The following is a 15,258-nucleotide window of genomic DNA, read 5'->3' as shown; positions in this document are numbered from 1 at the left end:
CGGGTAGCGTCGGCTGATGCCCTACCGAGTGCTCGTGGTCGACGACGACCCGACCGTCAGCGACGTCGTCCGGCGTTACCTGGAACAGGACGGCCATCAGGTCCGGCTGGCCGCCGACGGCGCCGGCGCGCTCGCGGCGGCGGAGTCCGCCCCGCCCGACCTCGTCGTCCTCGATCTGATGATGCCGGGCATCGACGGCCTCGAGGTGTGCCGGCGACTGCGCCGGCAGTGGCCGGACCTGCCGGTCGTGATGCTCACCGCGCTCGGTGAGGAGGCCGACCGGGTCCTGGGACTGGAGGTCGGGGCCGACGACTACGTGACCAAGCCGTTCTCGCCCCGGGAGCTGGTGCTGCGGATCCGCTCGGTGCTGCGCCGGAGCGCTCCGGCCGCGCCCGGGCTGGAACCGGTGGTGCTGCACGACGCCGGGCTCAGCGCCGACACCGGACGCCGGATCGCGCACCTGGACGGCATGCCGCTGGCCCTGACCGTGCGCGAGTTCGACCTGCTCGTGTTCCTGCTGCGGCACCCGGCTCAGGCCTGGTCCCGGACGGATCTGCTGGAGAAGGTCTGGGGCTGGCGGTTCGGCGACCAGTCGACCGTGACGGTGCACGTCCGGCGGCTCCGCGAGAAGATCGAGCAGGATCCGGCGCAGCCCCGGCGCATCCTCACGGTGTGGGGCGTCGGTTACAGCTACGAGCCCGCCGCATGAAAGACATGATGCTCATCGGGCTGTACGCGCTGATGTCCGGTGCGGTCGTCGCCGGCACGGGGGCGCTGGCCCTGCGGAGGCTGGGCCGCCACTCGATCCTGGTGCACATCGCGGTGCTGCTCACGGTGACGGTGACCGCGGTGGTGACCGGCGTCGTCGCCGTCGCCCAGGCCATGTTCCTGTCCGCGCACGACCTGCAGGTGGTGCTGCTCACCGTCGGCGCGTCGGCGCTGGTCAGCCTCGCGGTAGGTCTCGGCTTCGGCCGCCGCCTGGCCGACTCGGCGGTCTGGGCCGCGCAGGCCCGCGAGCAGGAACGCAAGGCCGAGGCGGGCCGGCGGGAACTGGTCGCCTGGGTGTCGCACGACCTGCGCACACCGCTGTCCGGGCTGCGCGCGATGGCGGAGGCCCTGGAGGACGGGGTCGTCCACGATCCGGGTTCGGTCGCCGAGTACCACCGCCGGATCGGTATCGAGGCCGACCGGATGAGCCGGCTGGTCGACGACCTCTTCGAGCTGTCGCGGATCAACGCCGGTGCGCTGCGGCTCGTGCCGACCAGCGTTCCGCTCGCCGACATCGTCTCGGATGCCCTCACCACCATCGCGCCGCTGGCCACGAGCCGCCGGATCCGGCTGGTGGCCGCCGAGTCCGGCTGGCCGACCGTCGCCGCGAGCGAACCCGAGCTGGCCCGGGCCGTGACGAACCTGCTGGTGAACTCGGTGCGCTACACACCGCCGGACGGCACCGTGCAGATCACCGCCGGACACGACCGGCACGAGGTCTGGCTGGCGGTCTCCGACACCTGCGGCGGGATCCCCGAGGCCGATCTGCCGCGGGTGTTCGACGTGGCGTTCCGCGGCGAACGGGCCCGGACCCCGGCCGGCCCCGCCGACCCGGCGCCGGCCGCGACCGGTGGCGGGCTCGGCCTGGCGATCGTGCGTGGACTGGTCGAGGCGCACGGCGGCCGGGTCGAGGCCCACAACATCGACCGCGGCTGCCGTTTCATCCTGCGGATCCCCGCCGCCGGGCCGGCGGCTCAGCACGCGGTGTGAGCGACCCGGCCCGGCGCCGGACCAGGATCACGATCGCGGTGACCAGCCAGGTCACCGCGAGAATGCCGGCCAGGCCCCAGCCGTAGTGCCGGGGCAGCACGGAGGGGTTGTCGGCGACCCGGCCGTAGCCGAGAGCCAGCGGCAGCCCGACCAGCAGCACGGACACGTTCACCACCAGGGCGGCGCGGACGGGACCGTGCAGTCGGGCGGGCAGGAAGCGGCCCACCAGCACGCCGAGGCCGATCATCACCGGCAGCAGCACGCCGTCGTGCAGGACCAGCACCCCGGCGAGGAACAGCAGCACACCGAATTTCACGTCGTGGTCCGTCAGGGCGCCCGTCACCGCGTACCCCATGACAAGCGTGCCCATGACGATCAGCACGCGCCGCGCGGTTGTCACGACCCGCTCCGGATCGTGATCCGGGTGACCCACTTGGTCTGCAGGACCCCGGGACGGTTCGGCGCGATCAGGCGCGCCGGGTAGCCGTGGTCGGGATGCAGCGGTTCCCCGCCGAGCCGCAACGCGATCAGGGTGAACGCGTCACGGACGTGCGGGGGCGGCACGGTCGAGGTCCGGTACCGGCCGCGTACTTCCAGGGATTCAACGTAGGCCAGCGCGTCGTCCGGATCCACTCCGGCCAGCTCGGCGAGATCGCGCAGCCGGACGCCGGTCCAGGTCCCGGTGGCGCTCCAGCCCTCGACGCAGCTGATCGGCAGGATCACCGTGTGCTGCGGCATCGCGGTCAGCTCGGCCAGGGTGAGACTCACCGTCCGGGCCGGACCCACGACAGTCATCCGGTACGACGGGGACAGCGCCGTCTCCCGCACGCCGGCCCCACCGGCGGTCTTGTTCACCGGCACCTGTTGCGGCCCGGTGCCCGGACGCCGGGGTGCCAGCACCGAGATCCGCGACAGCGGCGCGACGGTCTGCCCGGCCGTGGCGAGCGTGATGACCCCGGCCGCGGCACCGACCGCACCGAACAGGCCGCGGCGGCTCAGCGCCCCCGGCCCGGTGCGATCCGGGATGGGGCGGGTCAGCGCCCGGCGCACGATCGGGAGCTTGACGCCGATGTGGGCCAGCAGCGCGCCGACCGCCAGCCACGCCGACCAGTAGTGCCCGGCGGTGAAGAAGAACGGCATCGGCGTGTACCAGCGGGAGATGTTGAGGATGCCGCTGACGATCTGGAACAGCGACGCGGCCACGAGTGCGGCGATGCTGAGGCGTTCGATCGCGTGGGCGGGGTCGCGGGCGGGCGGCCAGCCGAACAGTCGCGGGTACACCGACCAGAGCTTCGCGCCCAGCAGCGGCACGCACGCAAGCCCCGTCACGACGTGCAGGCCCTGGGTGAACCGGTAGAGCCCGACCGGGCGCGACGGCCACCAGAACCAGGCCGGCGGGTGCTGGATGAAGTGGCTGAGCAGCCCGGTCACGAAACAGATCGTGAACGCCACCGCCAGGCCCAGGCCCAGCACGCTGGTCAGGCGGGGAGACCGCAACGGGGAATCGAACGCACCCGGGCGCACCGGCCCGCGGCGGGCAAGGGAGACCAGCCGTCGGTGCCTCACGCCGGGCTCAGGGTCGCGAACCATCGGCCCGCCTCCGTCCATTCGTCGAGGACCCGCAACCCGGCGGCACCGGCCACCGGCGCCAGATCGCCGGCGGCCAGCACGGCCCAGCTCAGCGGGGTGCCCGGGTCGTCGGCACCGTCGCGGATCCGGGCGTCGCCGGCCCAGCTGCGGGTGCCGGGCGGTGCCAGCTCGACGTGCGCCCGGCCGTCGGCCGCCAGCAGGTCACGGCAGCGGTGCAGCAGCCGGCGGGGGTCGCCGCCGATGCCGATGTTGCCGTCGGCGAGCAGCAGATGCCGCCAGCGGCCGTGCCCGGGCAGCGGTGCGAACACGTCACGGCGCAGCGCCGAGGCACCGCGGGCACGCGCGAGGCGTACGGCCGACGCACTGACGTCGATGCCGAGCGCGGGCCGGCCGATCCGGGTCAGGGCGCTGGTGAGCCGGCCCGGACCGCAGCCGATGTCGAGGGTGGGCCCGGTGCACCGGGCGAGCAGTCCCCGGTCGCCGGGCAGCTGGGCCCGGCACCACGCCGCCGCGTCGATCGCGTGCTCGCCACCGAGGTCGTCGCGGATGGTCAGCGACACCGGCAGTCCCGCGCCGGCGCGGCCCAGGACCGCGTCGAAGACGTCCGGGTGACTCATCGCCAGGGTCATGCCGGCACCTCACGACGGACCACCCGGGTCACGGTGGACGCGAACCGGCTGCCGGGCGCGCAGAGTGCGGCCACCGCGTGCGCGTCCGCGGCCGTGTCGACGTCGCGCAGCACCGGCAGCATCGAGACAGTCAGCCCGCGGGCGGTCAGTGCCGCGAGAGTCTTGGCACCGGTGTCCGCAGTAGACGTCTCGATGTCCCGCAGCACCCGCGCATCGGCCGGGTCGCGGAGTCCGAGCGCCCACCAACCGCCGTCCTCGGCGAGCCCCAGGACCGCGTCGACCCCGGATGTGCCGAGTCGCCGGGTGGCCGCGTCGAGCAGAGTGGCGGTGACCTGCGGGGTGTCCATGCCGATCAGCAGACTCAGGGGACGGGTGAAGGCATCGGCGAGCCGCTCGCCGAGCATGCCGCCACGTTGCGGGGTGCGCGTCCAGCCGGGCGGCTCCGGATGGTCACCGTCCACGACCAGGACCCGGGCGGTGGCACGGGCCGCGGTGACCGCGTCGAGAGTGTCGGCCAGCGCGGCGGCGGCGACCGCGGCCGCCTGTGCCGGGGTGCAGGGCGGGCAGAGCCGGGTCTTCACGCGTCCCGGCACCGGGGTCTTCGCCAGGACCAGCAGCCGGGCGTTCACCGGGCGAGCACCGCGCTCATGTCGCGGATCGCCCGGGCCGTGCCGCGCACCGTACCGGTCACCTTGGACCGGGTTCCGGCCGACCGCGGGTGATAGGCCACGTCGACCTCGGCCACGCTCCAGCCGGCCCGGGCCGCGGCGATCATCAGCTCCAGCGGATAGCCGAAGCGGCGGTCCCGCAGGTCGAGGGCGAGCAGGTCGTCACGGCGGAACGCGCGCATCGGGCCGATGTCGTGCACCGGCAGGCCGGTCGTACGCCGCAGCCGGCGCGACAGGTACGCGTTGGCGAGCCGGGCGTGCGGCGGCCATGCCCGGCGGGTCACCGGGCGGCGGCGGCCGACCATCAGCCGTACGGTGCCGGCCCGGACCGGATCGGCGACCCGCGGCAGCTCGGCCGGGTCGAACGAGCCGTCCGCGTCCATCACGCACACCACCCCGTCGGCCGGATCGGCGGCCACGAGCCCGGCGTGCACGGCGGCGCCGTACCCGGGTTGCGGGACGCTGACGACGCCGGCACCGAGTCGACGGGCCACCTCGGCCGATCCGTCGGTGGAGCCGTTGTCCGCGACGACCGCCCGATAGCCGTCCGGGATCCGGGGCAGCAGCCATTCCAGGGCCGGTGCCTCGTTCAGGCAGGGCAGCACCACATCAGTCATGAACGGAAATTAGCCGTGATCGAGGGCCCGGGAACCCGGTCCGGGATTACCGGATCCTTACGGCCCGCAAGCTCCTTACGAACCTGTGACATGCCCGGACTCCGTGCACCGCGGATGCGTCTGCGCCCCTACGGTCGGGCGTATGACCCATGTCCTCGTGACCGGCGGCGCCGGCTTCATCGGCAGCCACGTCACCTCCGCCCTGCTCGCCGCCGGGCACCGGGTGCGCATCATCGACTCCGGGCATCCGGCCGCGCATGCGTCCCCGCCGCCCGGCACCGTCCATGGTGTACCAGTACTGCGGGCGGACCTCCGCGACCGGGACGCGATCACCTCCGCGCTGCACGGGGTCGACGTGGTGGTGCATCAGGCCGCCATGGTCGGCATGGGCGTCGACCTCGACGACCTGCCGGACTACGTCGCCAACAACGACCTGGGAACCGCCGTGCTGCTCGCCGCGATGGCCCGCGCCGCCGTGCCGCGCCTGGTGCTGGCCAGTTCCATGGTGGTCTACGGCGAGGGCGCCTACACCTGTGCGGCCCACGGCCCGGTCCGCCCGGCCGCCCGCGGTGTCGCCGACCTCGCCGCCGGCCGGTACGAACCGTCCTGCCCCGCCTGCGGTCTGCCGCTGGCCGCCACCGAGGTGGACGAGGACGCGCCGCTGGACCCGCGCAGCGTGTACGCCGCCACCAAACTCGCCCAGGAGCACCTCGCCGCGGCATGGGCCCGGCAGACCGGCGCCACGGTGGCCGCCCTGCGCTACCACAACGTGTACGGGCCCGGCATGCCCCGTGACACGCCGTACTCCGGGGTCGCGGCGATCTTCCGGTCCGCGCTCGAGGCGGGCCGCGCACCACGCGTGTTCGAGGACGGCGGCCAGCGCCGCGACTTCGTCCACGTCGGTGACGTGGCGGACGCGAACGTGGCCGCGCTGACGACGCCACGGGACGGCTTCCGGGCGTACAACATCGCCTCGGGCCGGCCCGCCACCGTGGGTGAGATGGCGACGGCGTTGTCCTCGGCGCTCGGCGGCCCCGACCCGGTCGTCACCGGCGAGTTCCGGCTCGGCGACGTGCGCCACATCGTCGCCTCCCCCGCCCGGGCCGCCGCCGAGCTGGGCTTCCGCGCCACGACCGACCTGGCCACCGGCATGACCGGCTTCGCCCACGCCACCCTGCGCGGATGACGAGCCAACCCCCGGTGACAGCTCAGGCCGGCACCCGGCGGGCCGATCTATGGACCGCCGGGTCCGCGGTCGGGCTGATCGCCCTCGCCGCCGTGACGGGGGGCCTGCTCTATCTGGCCGGACGGCCGGTGCACGCCACGTCCGCGCCGTTCACCGGCGCCTGGCTGCCGCACGCCGGCCCCGGCACCCCCCTCGCGATCGCCGTCGCCGCGCTCGTGATCTGGCGCGGTCCCCAGGTCGCGGCGACGCTGCGCTGGCGTGCGCTGCTGACCGCCGGGTACGCCGCCGCGGTCGCCTGGATCCTCTCCCTGGCACTGATCGACGGCTGGCAGCGCGGCATCGCCGGCCGGCTCACCACCCGCCACGAATACCTCAGCGAGGTCGGCGGCGTCACCGACGTCCCGGCGATGCTGCGCGGATTCACCGCGCGGATCCTCGACTTCCAGCCGGACTCGTGGACCACCCACGTCTCCGGCCATCCGCCCGGCGCGTTCCTGGTCTTCATCGCCCTGGACCGGATCGGCCTCGGCGGCGGCGCCTGGGCCGCCCTGTTCTGTGTCGCGGCCGGCGCCCTGATCGCGGTCGCGGTGCCGGTGACGATCCGGGCGCTGGGCGACGAGACGGCCGCGCGGGCCGCCGTACCGTTCCTGGTGCTGTTTCCCGGCGCGGTCTGGATCGGGGTGTCCGCCGACGGCCTGTTCGCCGGCGTCGCCGCCTGCGGCCTGGCCCTGCTCGCCGTCGGCGTGACCCGCCGCCGTCCCGGCCCGGCGATCGTCGCTGGACTGCTGCTGACCTTCACCCTCTACCTCTCGTACGGCCTGACGCTGATCGCCGTACCCGTGCTCGCCGTGGTGTTCCTGGCCCGGCCGCGCCACCGGACCGCGCTCATCGCCGCGACGATCGCGGGTGGCACGGTCGTCACCGCGTTCACGCTGGCCGGCTTCTGGTGGCTGGACGGCTACCACCTCGTCGTCCAGCGCTACTACCAGGGCATTGCCACCGACCGCCCGTACGGATACTGGGTGTGGGCGAACCTTGCCCTGGCCACCGCCTGCGCGGGCCCGGCCGCCGTGGTCGTCGCCCGCCGCGCCCTCACCCGGGCCGTTCCCGCCCTGATCCGTCCCACTGGTGGCACGTCGATCCCGGCCGTGCTCGCCGCTCTCGGCCCCGTGGTGGTGCTGCCCGGCGCGGCATTGATCGCGATCGCCGCCGCCGACGTGTCCGGCCTCAGCAAGGCCGAGGTGGAACGGATCTGGCTGCCCTTCGCGGTCTGGCTCACCGCCGGCGCGGCGCTGCTCCCGGCCCCGTCGCGACGGGGCTGGCTCATCGTCCAGGCCACGACCGCGTTACTGCTCAACCATCTGTTGCTCACCACCTGGTGAGAGGAGACCTTCCCGGCCTCTTCTGACCGCCGCCCCCGGCTGCCTGAATGCCGGACCATGCGAAGTACGGTTCAGCCGTGCAGCCCGTAACCCCAGACCACAGCCACCCGTTGGGTGGGGAGCCGGGAGCCGGGAGCCGGGAGCCGGGAGCCGGGAGCCGGTCGCGTGACCGGCTTGAGCTCGGAGTGGCAGACGATTCAACCGCGGCGCCGGGTGCTCCTGGTGGTGCGGACGACCACGACATTGACGCGGCTGCTGGACGTCGTTGCGCTGATCGCGGTGGACCGGCGGATCCAGGTGGTGTTCACCGTCGACGAGTCGAACGCCGCGATCCTCGCCGGCGGGATGCGATCGGTGCTGCAGTCGCTGGATGCCGTGGTCATGCCGTGGGCGGACGCCATCAGCACCAGGTTCGACCTTGCCCTGGCCGCGAGCGAGAACGACGACCTGAGTCGCATCGACGCCCCGCTGGTGCTGCTGCCCCACGGCGTCGGGCACCAGAAGTTCTACCCGGGAACCTCGACCGTGTCCGGCCTGACCCCGGCCCGGGTGCGCGATCTCGCCGGCGACACGACGACCGTCTACGCGTTGTCACACCCGGACCAGGTCCGGCGACTGGCTGAGGTCCACCCCGCGGCGGGCCGGCGTGGCCGGGTGGTCGGCGACCCCGCGCTGGGCCGGATGATGGCGAACCGGCATCGGGCCTCGGCCTACCGGACGGCGTACGACGCCGCCGGGCGCGCTCTCGTGGTGCTGGCGTCGACGTGGGGTCCCGACTCGCTGCTGGGCGGTTGGCCGGACCTGCCGGAGCAGCTCCTCGCCGAGCTGCCGGCCGATGAGTATCGCCTGGTGGCGGTGCTGCATCCGGGCATCTGGGCACACGGGCCCTGGCAGGTACGGGCCTGGTGGTCACGGGCCGCGGAATACGGGCTGCGCATCGTGCCGCCGGTGCGGGGATGGCAGGCCGCCCTGCTCGGTGCCTCGTGCGTGGTGTCCGATGCCGGGTCCCTCGGACTGTACGCGGCGGCGCTGGACAAGCCGGTGCTGCTGGCCCCGTATGACAGCGCCACCACGGTGCCGGGTTCGGCGGCACAGCTGCTGGGTCAGCGGGCGCCACGACTGGACCGCCGCTCCGAGCTCCGCGAGCAGATCGACGCGACGATGACCGGCCATGTCCGAGGACGCTACGACGAGATCATCTCGTACGCGGTCGACGAGCCGGAACGCACGGCCCAACGACTGCGATCCCTGTTGTACGAGCTGATGCGCCTCGACGAACCGGCCGACGTCGCGGAATTCCCGGCGGTTCCGGTGCCGGCCCGCGAACCGCTCCCCGCCACGACGATGATCGTCGGCGCCGAGGCCTCGGACACCGGCATCACCATCGTGCGCTACCCGGGCCTCGGTGGGAACGAGACCCGGCCCGGGCTCGACTACCGGCACCTGGTGGCCGATGTGGACCGGGCCCGGCTCGATCAGGTCGCCGCCGCCGGCATCCTGTGCTCCGGCACGGTGGACGCGGAGGGTGCCGCCGAGTTGCTGCGGCAATGGCCCCGGGCCGACATCATCGCGGCCGGGCACGGACCGGACGCCTGCCGGATCACCACCCGGTCCGCCGAGCTGCTGGTGCGGGGCCGGCCCGGGATCGACGTACGGGTGCTGGCGTCATGGGCGTACGTCCGGCTCCACCGCGACGGCACCGTGCCGGGCCGCGACAGGTTGCGGCTCGGCGATCGGGTCATCGACGTGGTGGTGGAAGCTGGTTGAGCCGGTCCCGGTATCGGTCGTACCGCGGGTGGGCCATGGTGTAGAACCGTTCGGCCAGCCGGTCCCAGCCGGCGCGGGCGGTCTCGACGTCGCCGCGGTGCCAGGCGGTCTCCGCGACGAAGTCGTCGAGCTCGATGTCGTACACGGTGGCGCCGCTGTCCGCGATGAGCGCCCGCGCGACGGCGACCTCCCGATCGACGTCCGCCCATCGTTCCCACAGGTCGAAGACCCGCGCCCGGCCCAGATGGATCCGCGACAGGTTCCGTGGCCGGCCCGCGTCGGTGTGGCGGGCCGCCTCCTCGAACAGCACCATCGCCTCGTCGGGCCGCTTCGCACGCAGCAGCAGCGTGGCGAGTTCCCGGGCGTGGATCCCCCGCGCCCGGGACAGGTCGTGGGCCCGGTCGATCTCCAGACACCGCTCGATCAGCCCGGCCGCCTCCATGAAAGCGTCCGATGGCACGACGGCACCGTCATCGACGGCGCGGCGGACCCGCTCACGTGCGAGCCGGGCCCGGAACTCCAGCAGTGAGGAGGCCAGACGGGGGTTGTCGATGGTCCCCGCATGCGTCCCGGCGGTGTCCAGACTGGCCTCGGCCTCGCCGAACAGTCCCAGGTCGGTCTCGATCCGCGCCCGGGTGGCGTACAACCGCGCGGCGGCAAGGGCGTCACCGGCCACCTCCGCACTCCTGATGCCCCAGCCGATTGCTGTCGCGATCAGATGATGACGACCGAGGTACGTGAGGACGACCTCCAGGGAGCCGCACAACCGGATCGCATCCTGGTGCAGCTCCCGGTGATGGGCGAGCTGCACGAGGTCGACGATCAGCGCGGTGTGCAGGTCGAGATACTCGACGGCCGTGAGATGAGAGAGCCGCCACCGCAGGTCGGCGGGTATCACCGCCGGTCGCAGCCGGTCGCCCTCCAGGGTGTGGTCAGCGGCGGTCGCCAGCTCGACCGTCACGGCGAGCAACCGGCGCAGCGCAGCCTCAGCCTCGCCCGGTGCCGGCGTGACCCGTTGCCGGACCAGCCGCAACAGACGGAGACGACCGCCGGAGCCGGCCACCGCCAGACCGGCGCTCAGCAGGGTGTCGATCGTGGAACCGGCCGGCCGCCCGAGCAACGCGGTCGCGCTGTCCCGGGTGAAGTCGGCACCCGGGTGGACGCTCAGCGACGCGAGATCAGCGCGAACGGCGTCCGGCAGGCTGTGCAGGCCCAGACTCGTCAGGATGCCGTCGAAACCTTGCGGGTCATCGCCGTCACGCAGCTCCGCGACCAGCCTCGCCACCGGCTTGAAGTCACCGCGGCGCAGGTTCAGGGTGCCGCCGGCCCGGCGCAGGAAATCAGGGACGTAATCGCAGAGGTCGAGGAGCTGCTCGGTGGCCTGCGGCTCAGCGGCCGGCAGGCTCGTCCCGGCGTACGATTCCAGCAGCTCACGTCCGCCGGCCCGGTCCAGGCCACCCAGCCGGACCGGGGGTGTGGGACACCACGCGACCAGCTCACCCAGCGCTTCCCGGGCGGTCAGCAGCACCAGACTCAACGGCCAGTCCCGGGCCAGGGCACGCGCCTCGGCGGCACCGTCGACATTGTCGAAGACCAGCAGGAACCGGCCGTGCAACAGCGCCCGTTCGTACTGCGCCGACAGTGCCGCGTCACCGGTGTCCGCCACCTCGACGCCGACCTGGCGCAGCACCTCGCCGAAGACCTCCGCGTACCGCAGGGCACCATCACTGCGAAACGCGTCGCAATCGACGTACGCGTTACCGTCGGCGTACTCCTCGGCCCGGTCGTGCCGGACCTGCTTCACCACGTAGGTCTTACCCCACCCCGAAAGCCCGGTCACCGTACGGATACCCGGCGCACCCAGCACCGGCAGCACATCGTGGCGATCCGTGAACCCGTCCGGCGCCGGCGGAACGGCCACCTCGGTGCCCCGGCCGCGCAGCTCCGCCACCGCGGCGTACAACCGGGCCCGGAATTCCGGGTCGGTCTCGGCGAGCTTGACGATCTTCGCGGTCCGGGCCACGGGATCGCGCGGCAGCACCCGGACCCCAGCGGTGATCACCTGCCGCAGATTCCTGGCCCCCGCGAACGCCGCACCGACCGCGGCCGGGACCACCACCTTCGTGGTCTCCTCGGTGGCCAGCTGCAGAGCCTTCTGCGCCTCGTCCGCCAGGATCTCCAGCACAGGCCGCCCCTCTCGCACAGTGGTCTCCTCGGTGGCCAGCTGCAGAGCCTTCTGCGCCTCGTCCGCCAGGATCTCCAGCACAGGCCGCCCCTCTCGCACACCGGACCACGCCCCTGCATTGTGGACGAACTCACCCACCGGACGCAAAGATGTCAGCCCGCCCCGCCTGCCGTGGAGTTCAAGGTCACCCACCCAGCTGAGCTATAGCCCAGCGCAACTTGAGTGCTACTTCATCTTCAGGCCTTCCAATCTTTCCCGATATTCCAGCTACTGACACTTCATCGATAAAGCGCATCAGAAGTAGTTCCTGCTGAGCCCTGGGGAGACGCCTGACAAGTTCGACTGATTTATTCCCCTCGAAACGGTCCAACTCGTCGTACGGATGAAGGACGACAGAGAGATTACCGTGAACCCGATCAAGGTCTTCAACGAAGTCTGCATAGCCCGCTCGCAGAGCCCACGAAACCTCGATCACAGGAATTTCCGAGAGGCCATAGTAATTAATAATTTCCCGCTCGGTAGGATCGCGCCCTAGGTCCTGGGCCAACTCTTGCCAAGCAGACTTGTAGCGGAAACCGTATTTACGAAGCATCTCCGAGGCGCCTGTCTGTAAATCAATTCTACTTAACTGCCTGATCAGAGATCCGACCACCTTCCTAAGGTAGGGAAGAAGCAGACCTCGCCGACTTTCAAATTTTCGCATCACATGAAAAACAGCCTCACCGCAAACTTCGGCGGCATCGCATCTCCCACCAAACACGAGCCCTGCCTTCCACGCCATTGGTTTTGCCATTCGCAACAACTCCCTGGCAAGCTCGTGCTCCAATGCTTCACGGCCGGGAGTGTCGCGACCCATGCTCTGCAGTTGCAAAACCCGTTCACGCAGATCGAGTTCGACGTCAGACGGATCAAGTACCGGGAATTCCGCCTTCAGCGTGGCCACGTCCAAGCTTGACGCGAGGTACTGTCTTACAAAATTGGCAAGCACTCTGCGCTCTGGAATAAAACCATGTTCGATGTCACGAACGCAGGATTCAGAAACTCCAATCTTTGCAGCACAGAGATCACGCTTGTCCCCCTCCCGTATTCGAATCGCAGCAAAGAAGTAGCTAAATCTCCTAAATCTTTTAGGATCGCGTGATCCTACCCATCTGAACCCGAGCGGTGCTGCGACCTGGACGAAATCGATCCCAAATCCAGAAACCTTGTCGAAGAGATCGAGAAAGAATTCACGTTTCGCCTGCACTTCACCCCTGCGATAACGTGATATCGATTCGGAAGAGTGTCCAGTCAGTCGTGCCAGCGTAGCCATACATCCGCCGACCCGCCCCAAAGCAGCTTCGATCACATACATACCAACCTGTCGGCTGGACATCTTTCCGAAACGAACGTCTTTACCATCTGCCATTGCCGAAAAATACTCTGCGGAATATGATCCACACCGATCAATGGCACGTGTTGCAGATCACTTCACCGAGACTGATGAACTTGGATAACACCGATTGACACCGGCTACCGGCATTCCGTACATCGCGAGGCAGCAGTCGACCGGCTGGTCAGCGCAGCCGGTCGACGGCCCTGCTCAAGGCGGTCGAGGCGGCAGCGCACGTGACCGGGGTTGCGACATCGACAGCTCGGTCTACGCCACCCAGCCGGTCAGCCGGATCGAGCTGCCCAATTCAGCTCCGCACCGATTCAAGCTCGGCGTGCCAGGCACGGAAGCGCTCACGCGTCACCCTCACCGGCCGGGTTCGAGCCCAGGATCAATAAAGTCTTGCTCCTCGTAGTGACCGATCATGTCAAGGACCTGCAAAGCTGCTACAAGGTTTACAAGCCAGAAGCTACGATGACAACGATGTCGACATGCCTTAGGCCGCAGCACAATTGCGAAGAGCGCGCATCTCCCACGCCATCATCCGTAGACAGCAAAACGGGGCGACCGCTTACGGCCTGCCCCGCCCTGATCTGCAAGAATGCGCTTTTTCAGCTCTTCAGAAGCTGGCGGGCCATCACGATGCGCTGGACCTGGTTGGTGCCTTCGTAGATCTGGGTGATCTTGGCGTCTCGCATCATGCGCTCGACCGGGTAGTCGCGGGTGTAACCGTAACCGCCGAGGAGCTGGACCGCGTCGGTGGTGATCTCCATGGCCGCGTCGGAGGCGAAACATTTCGCCGCCGCTCCGAAATAGGTGAGGTCGGCGTCGCCTCGTTCGCTCTTGCCGGCCGCCACGTAGGTCAGCTGCCGGGCCGCCTCGAGTTTCATGCCCATGTCGGCCAGCATGAACTGGATGCCCTGGAAGTCGGAGACCGGCTTGCCGAACTGCTTGCGTTCCTGGACATAGCCCTTGGCGAAGTCGAGGGCTCCCTGGGCGATGCCCACCGCCTGGGCCGCGATCGTCACGCGGGTGTGGTCGAGGGTCTTCATCGCGGTGGCGAAACCCGTTCCCTCGTCTCCGATCATGCGGTCGGCCGGGATGCGGACGTTGTCGAAGTAGACCTCGCGGGTCGGGCTGCCCTTGATGCCGAGTTTCTTCTCCGGGGCGCCGAACGTGACGCCCTCGTCGGATTTTTCGACCACGAAGGCCGAGATGCCGCGGGACCGGGCAGTCGGGTCGGTCACCGCGAAGACGGTGTAGTACTCCGAGACGCCGGCGTTGGTGATCCAGCGCTTGACGCCGTTGAGCACCCAGAAGTCGCCGTCGCGGACCGCCCGGGTGGTCATGGACACCGCGTCGCTGCCGGCCTCGGGCTCGGACAGGCAGTAGGAGAACATGGCCTCGCCGGCCGCGACCGGGGTGAGGTACCGCTCCTTGAGCGACGCCGAGCCGGCCAGGATGAGCGGCATCGTGCCGAGCTTGTTCACCGCGGGGATCAGTGAGGAGCTGGCGCAGGCCCGGGCGACCTCTTCGATGACGATGGCGGTGGCGAGCGCGTCGGCTCCGGCACCGCCGTATTCGGCCGGGATGTGCGGGGCGTGGAAGTCGGAGGCACGCAGCGCGTCGTACGAGGCCTTGGGGAACTCGCTGTTCTCGTCCGCCTCGGCCGCGTTGGGCGCCACCCGGGCGTCGCAGACCTCGCGGACCGCCGCCCGGATCGTCTCGTGGTCCTCCGGCAGCTGGTACACGTCGAACTCGGACATGGCGTCGCCCTCCTGGCCGCAAAAAACCTATGTTACCGACGCGTAGGGTACTCGCACTATCCTCGCCCCGAGCGGCGGTCAAACTGATCATGCGACGCCGTGCGATCGTGAGTGTCTCGTCTGACTGGAGTTCACAGAGTGACCATCCCGTACCCGACAACGCCGTCCGTCCCCGCGTTCACCCAGGTCGAGGTGCCTTCCGGGGCGTCGCGGCCGCGGTTGGCGTTCCTGGGTACGGGCTATCTCGGCGCGACCTACGCCATCTGCTTCGCCGAACTCGGGTACGACGTGCTGGGCTTCGACATCGACGCCGCCAAAATCGGCAAACTCGCCGCCGG

The 15,258-nt window shown here is 70.5% G+C and carries 13 protein-coding genes and 1 pseudogene; 6 read left to right on the top strand and 8 right to left on the bottom strand.

Annotation, left to right across the window (positions count from 1 at the left end; translation table 11 throughout):
• The first annotated feature begins 16 nt into the window (after positions 1–16).
• Entirely contained in the window at positions 17–709 is a 693-nt protein-coding gene (locus ACIA6A_RS31245; RefSeq protein ID WP_396101552.1) for a response regulator transcription factor, read from the top strand.
• Positions 706–1,758 (top strand): sensor histidine kinase, encoded by a 1,053-nt coding sequence (locus ACIA6A_RS31240; protein ID WP_396101551.1) that lies wholly within the window; start codon positions 706–708, stop codon positions 1,756–1,758. Before ACIA6A_RS31245 ends, ACIA6A_RS31240 begins: the two co-directional genes overlap by 4 nt.
• Here ACIA6A_RS31240 and ACIA6A_RS31235 read toward each other — a convergent pair.
• From ACIA6A_RS31235 to ACIA6A_RS31215, 5 genes are all read right to left on the bottom strand, one after another.
• Positions 1,709–2,158 carry a hypothetical protein gene (locus ACIA6A_RS31235; protein ID WP_396101549.1) on the bottom strand — a complete coding sequence of 150 codons (450 nt, stop codon included), beginning with the start codon at positions 2,156–2,158 and terminating at the stop codon, positions 1,709–1,711. The genes ACIA6A_RS31240 and ACIA6A_RS31235 overlap by 50 nt on opposite strands.
• The gene (locus ACIA6A_RS31230; protein WP_396101548.1) at positions 2,155–3,255 is read right to left on the bottom strand and encodes a molybdopterin-dependent oxidoreductase; all 1,101 of its coding nucleotides are present in this window, start codon (positions 3,253–3,255) and stop codon (positions 2,155–2,157) included. Before ACIA6A_RS31230 ends, ACIA6A_RS31235 begins: the two co-directional genes overlap by 4 nt.
• Positions 3,256–3,320: 65 nt before the next feature.
• A complete protein-coding gene (locus tag ACIA6A_RS31225; RefSeq protein WP_396101547.1) occupies positions 3,321–3,977 on the bottom strand; it encodes a methyltransferase domain-containing protein in 657 nt (218 codons plus the stop codon).
• Complete coding sequence (locus tag ACIA6A_RS31220) at positions 3,974–4,606, bottom strand: DUF2064 domain-containing protein (protein WP_396101546.1); 633 nt, start codon at positions 4,604–4,606, stop codon at positions 3,974–3,976. Before ACIA6A_RS31220 ends, ACIA6A_RS31225 begins: the two co-directional genes overlap by 4 nt.
• Positions 4,603–5,262, bottom strand: coding sequence for a glycosyltransferase family 2 protein (locus ACIA6A_RS31215; RefSeq protein ID WP_396101545.1), 660 nt, complete (start codon positions 5,260–5,262; stop codon positions 4,603–4,605). The genes ACIA6A_RS31220 and ACIA6A_RS31215 overlap by 4 nt, the downstream gene beginning before the upstream one ends.
• A 142-nt stretch (positions 5,263–5,404) precedes the next feature.
• Here ACIA6A_RS31215 and ACIA6A_RS31210 point away from each other — a divergent pair, with 142 nt between their 5' ends.
• The 3 genes from ACIA6A_RS31210 (at position 5,405) to ACIA6A_RS31200 (ending at position 9,597) form a co-directional block, all read left to right on the top strand.
• Positions 5,405–6,448, top strand: coding sequence for an NAD-dependent epimerase/dehydratase family protein (locus ACIA6A_RS31210; RefSeq protein WP_396101544.1), 1,044 nt, complete (start codon positions 5,405–5,407; stop codon positions 6,446–6,448).
• Positions 6,445–7,830 (top strand): hypothetical protein, encoded by a 1,386-nt coding sequence (locus tag ACIA6A_RS31205; RefSeq protein WP_396101542.1) that lies wholly within the window; start codon positions 6,445–6,447, stop codon positions 7,828–7,830. Before ACIA6A_RS31210 ends, ACIA6A_RS31205 begins: the two co-directional genes overlap by 4 nt.
• A 165-nt stretch (positions 7,831–7,995) precedes the next feature.
• A complete protein-coding gene (locus ACIA6A_RS31200; protein WP_396101541.1) occupies positions 7,996–9,597 on the top strand; it encodes a hypothetical protein in 1,602 nt (533 codons plus the stop codon).
• On the opposite strand, the gene ACIA6A_RS31195 is transcribed toward ACIA6A_RS31200, so the two are convergent.
• From ACIA6A_RS31195 to ACIA6A_RS31185, 3 genes are all read right to left on the bottom strand, one after another.
• Positions 9,569–11,863 carry a hypothetical protein gene (locus ACIA6A_RS31195; protein ID WP_396101540.1) on the bottom strand — a complete coding sequence of 765 codons (2,295 nt, stop codon included), beginning with the start codon at positions 11,861–11,863 and terminating at the stop codon, positions 9,569–9,571. The two genes, ACIA6A_RS31200 and ACIA6A_RS31195, sit on opposite strands and share 29 nt — an antisense overlap.
• Before the next feature lie 103 nt (positions 11,864–11,966).
• Positions 11,967–13,190, bottom strand: coding sequence for a hypothetical protein (locus ACIA6A_RS31190; protein WP_396101539.1), 1,224 nt, complete (start codon positions 13,188–13,190; stop codon positions 11,967–11,969).
• Between the two features lie 575 nt (positions 13,191–13,765).
• The gene (locus tag ACIA6A_RS31185; RefSeq protein ID WP_396101538.1) at positions 13,766–14,920 is read right to left on the bottom strand and encodes an acyl-CoA dehydrogenase family protein; all 1,155 of its coding nucleotides are present in this window, start codon (positions 14,918–14,920) and stop codon (positions 13,766–13,768) included.
• A 138-nt stretch (positions 14,921–15,058) separates the two neighbouring features.
• Between ACIA6A_RS31185 and ACIA6A_RS31180 the strand changes: the two are divergent.
• Positions 15,059–15,258, top strand: a pseudogene (locus ACIA6A_RS31180) (UDP-glucose 6-dehydrogenase); the annotation flags it as partial.

The organism is Actinoplanes sp. NPDC051494 (assembly GCF_044454705.1).
Lineage (GTDB): Bacteria > Actinomycetota > Actinomycetes > Mycobacteriales > Micromonosporaceae > Actinoplanes.
Note: the sequence above shows the minus strand (reverse complement) of the source record. Positions and strands in the feature narration are given on the sequence as shown.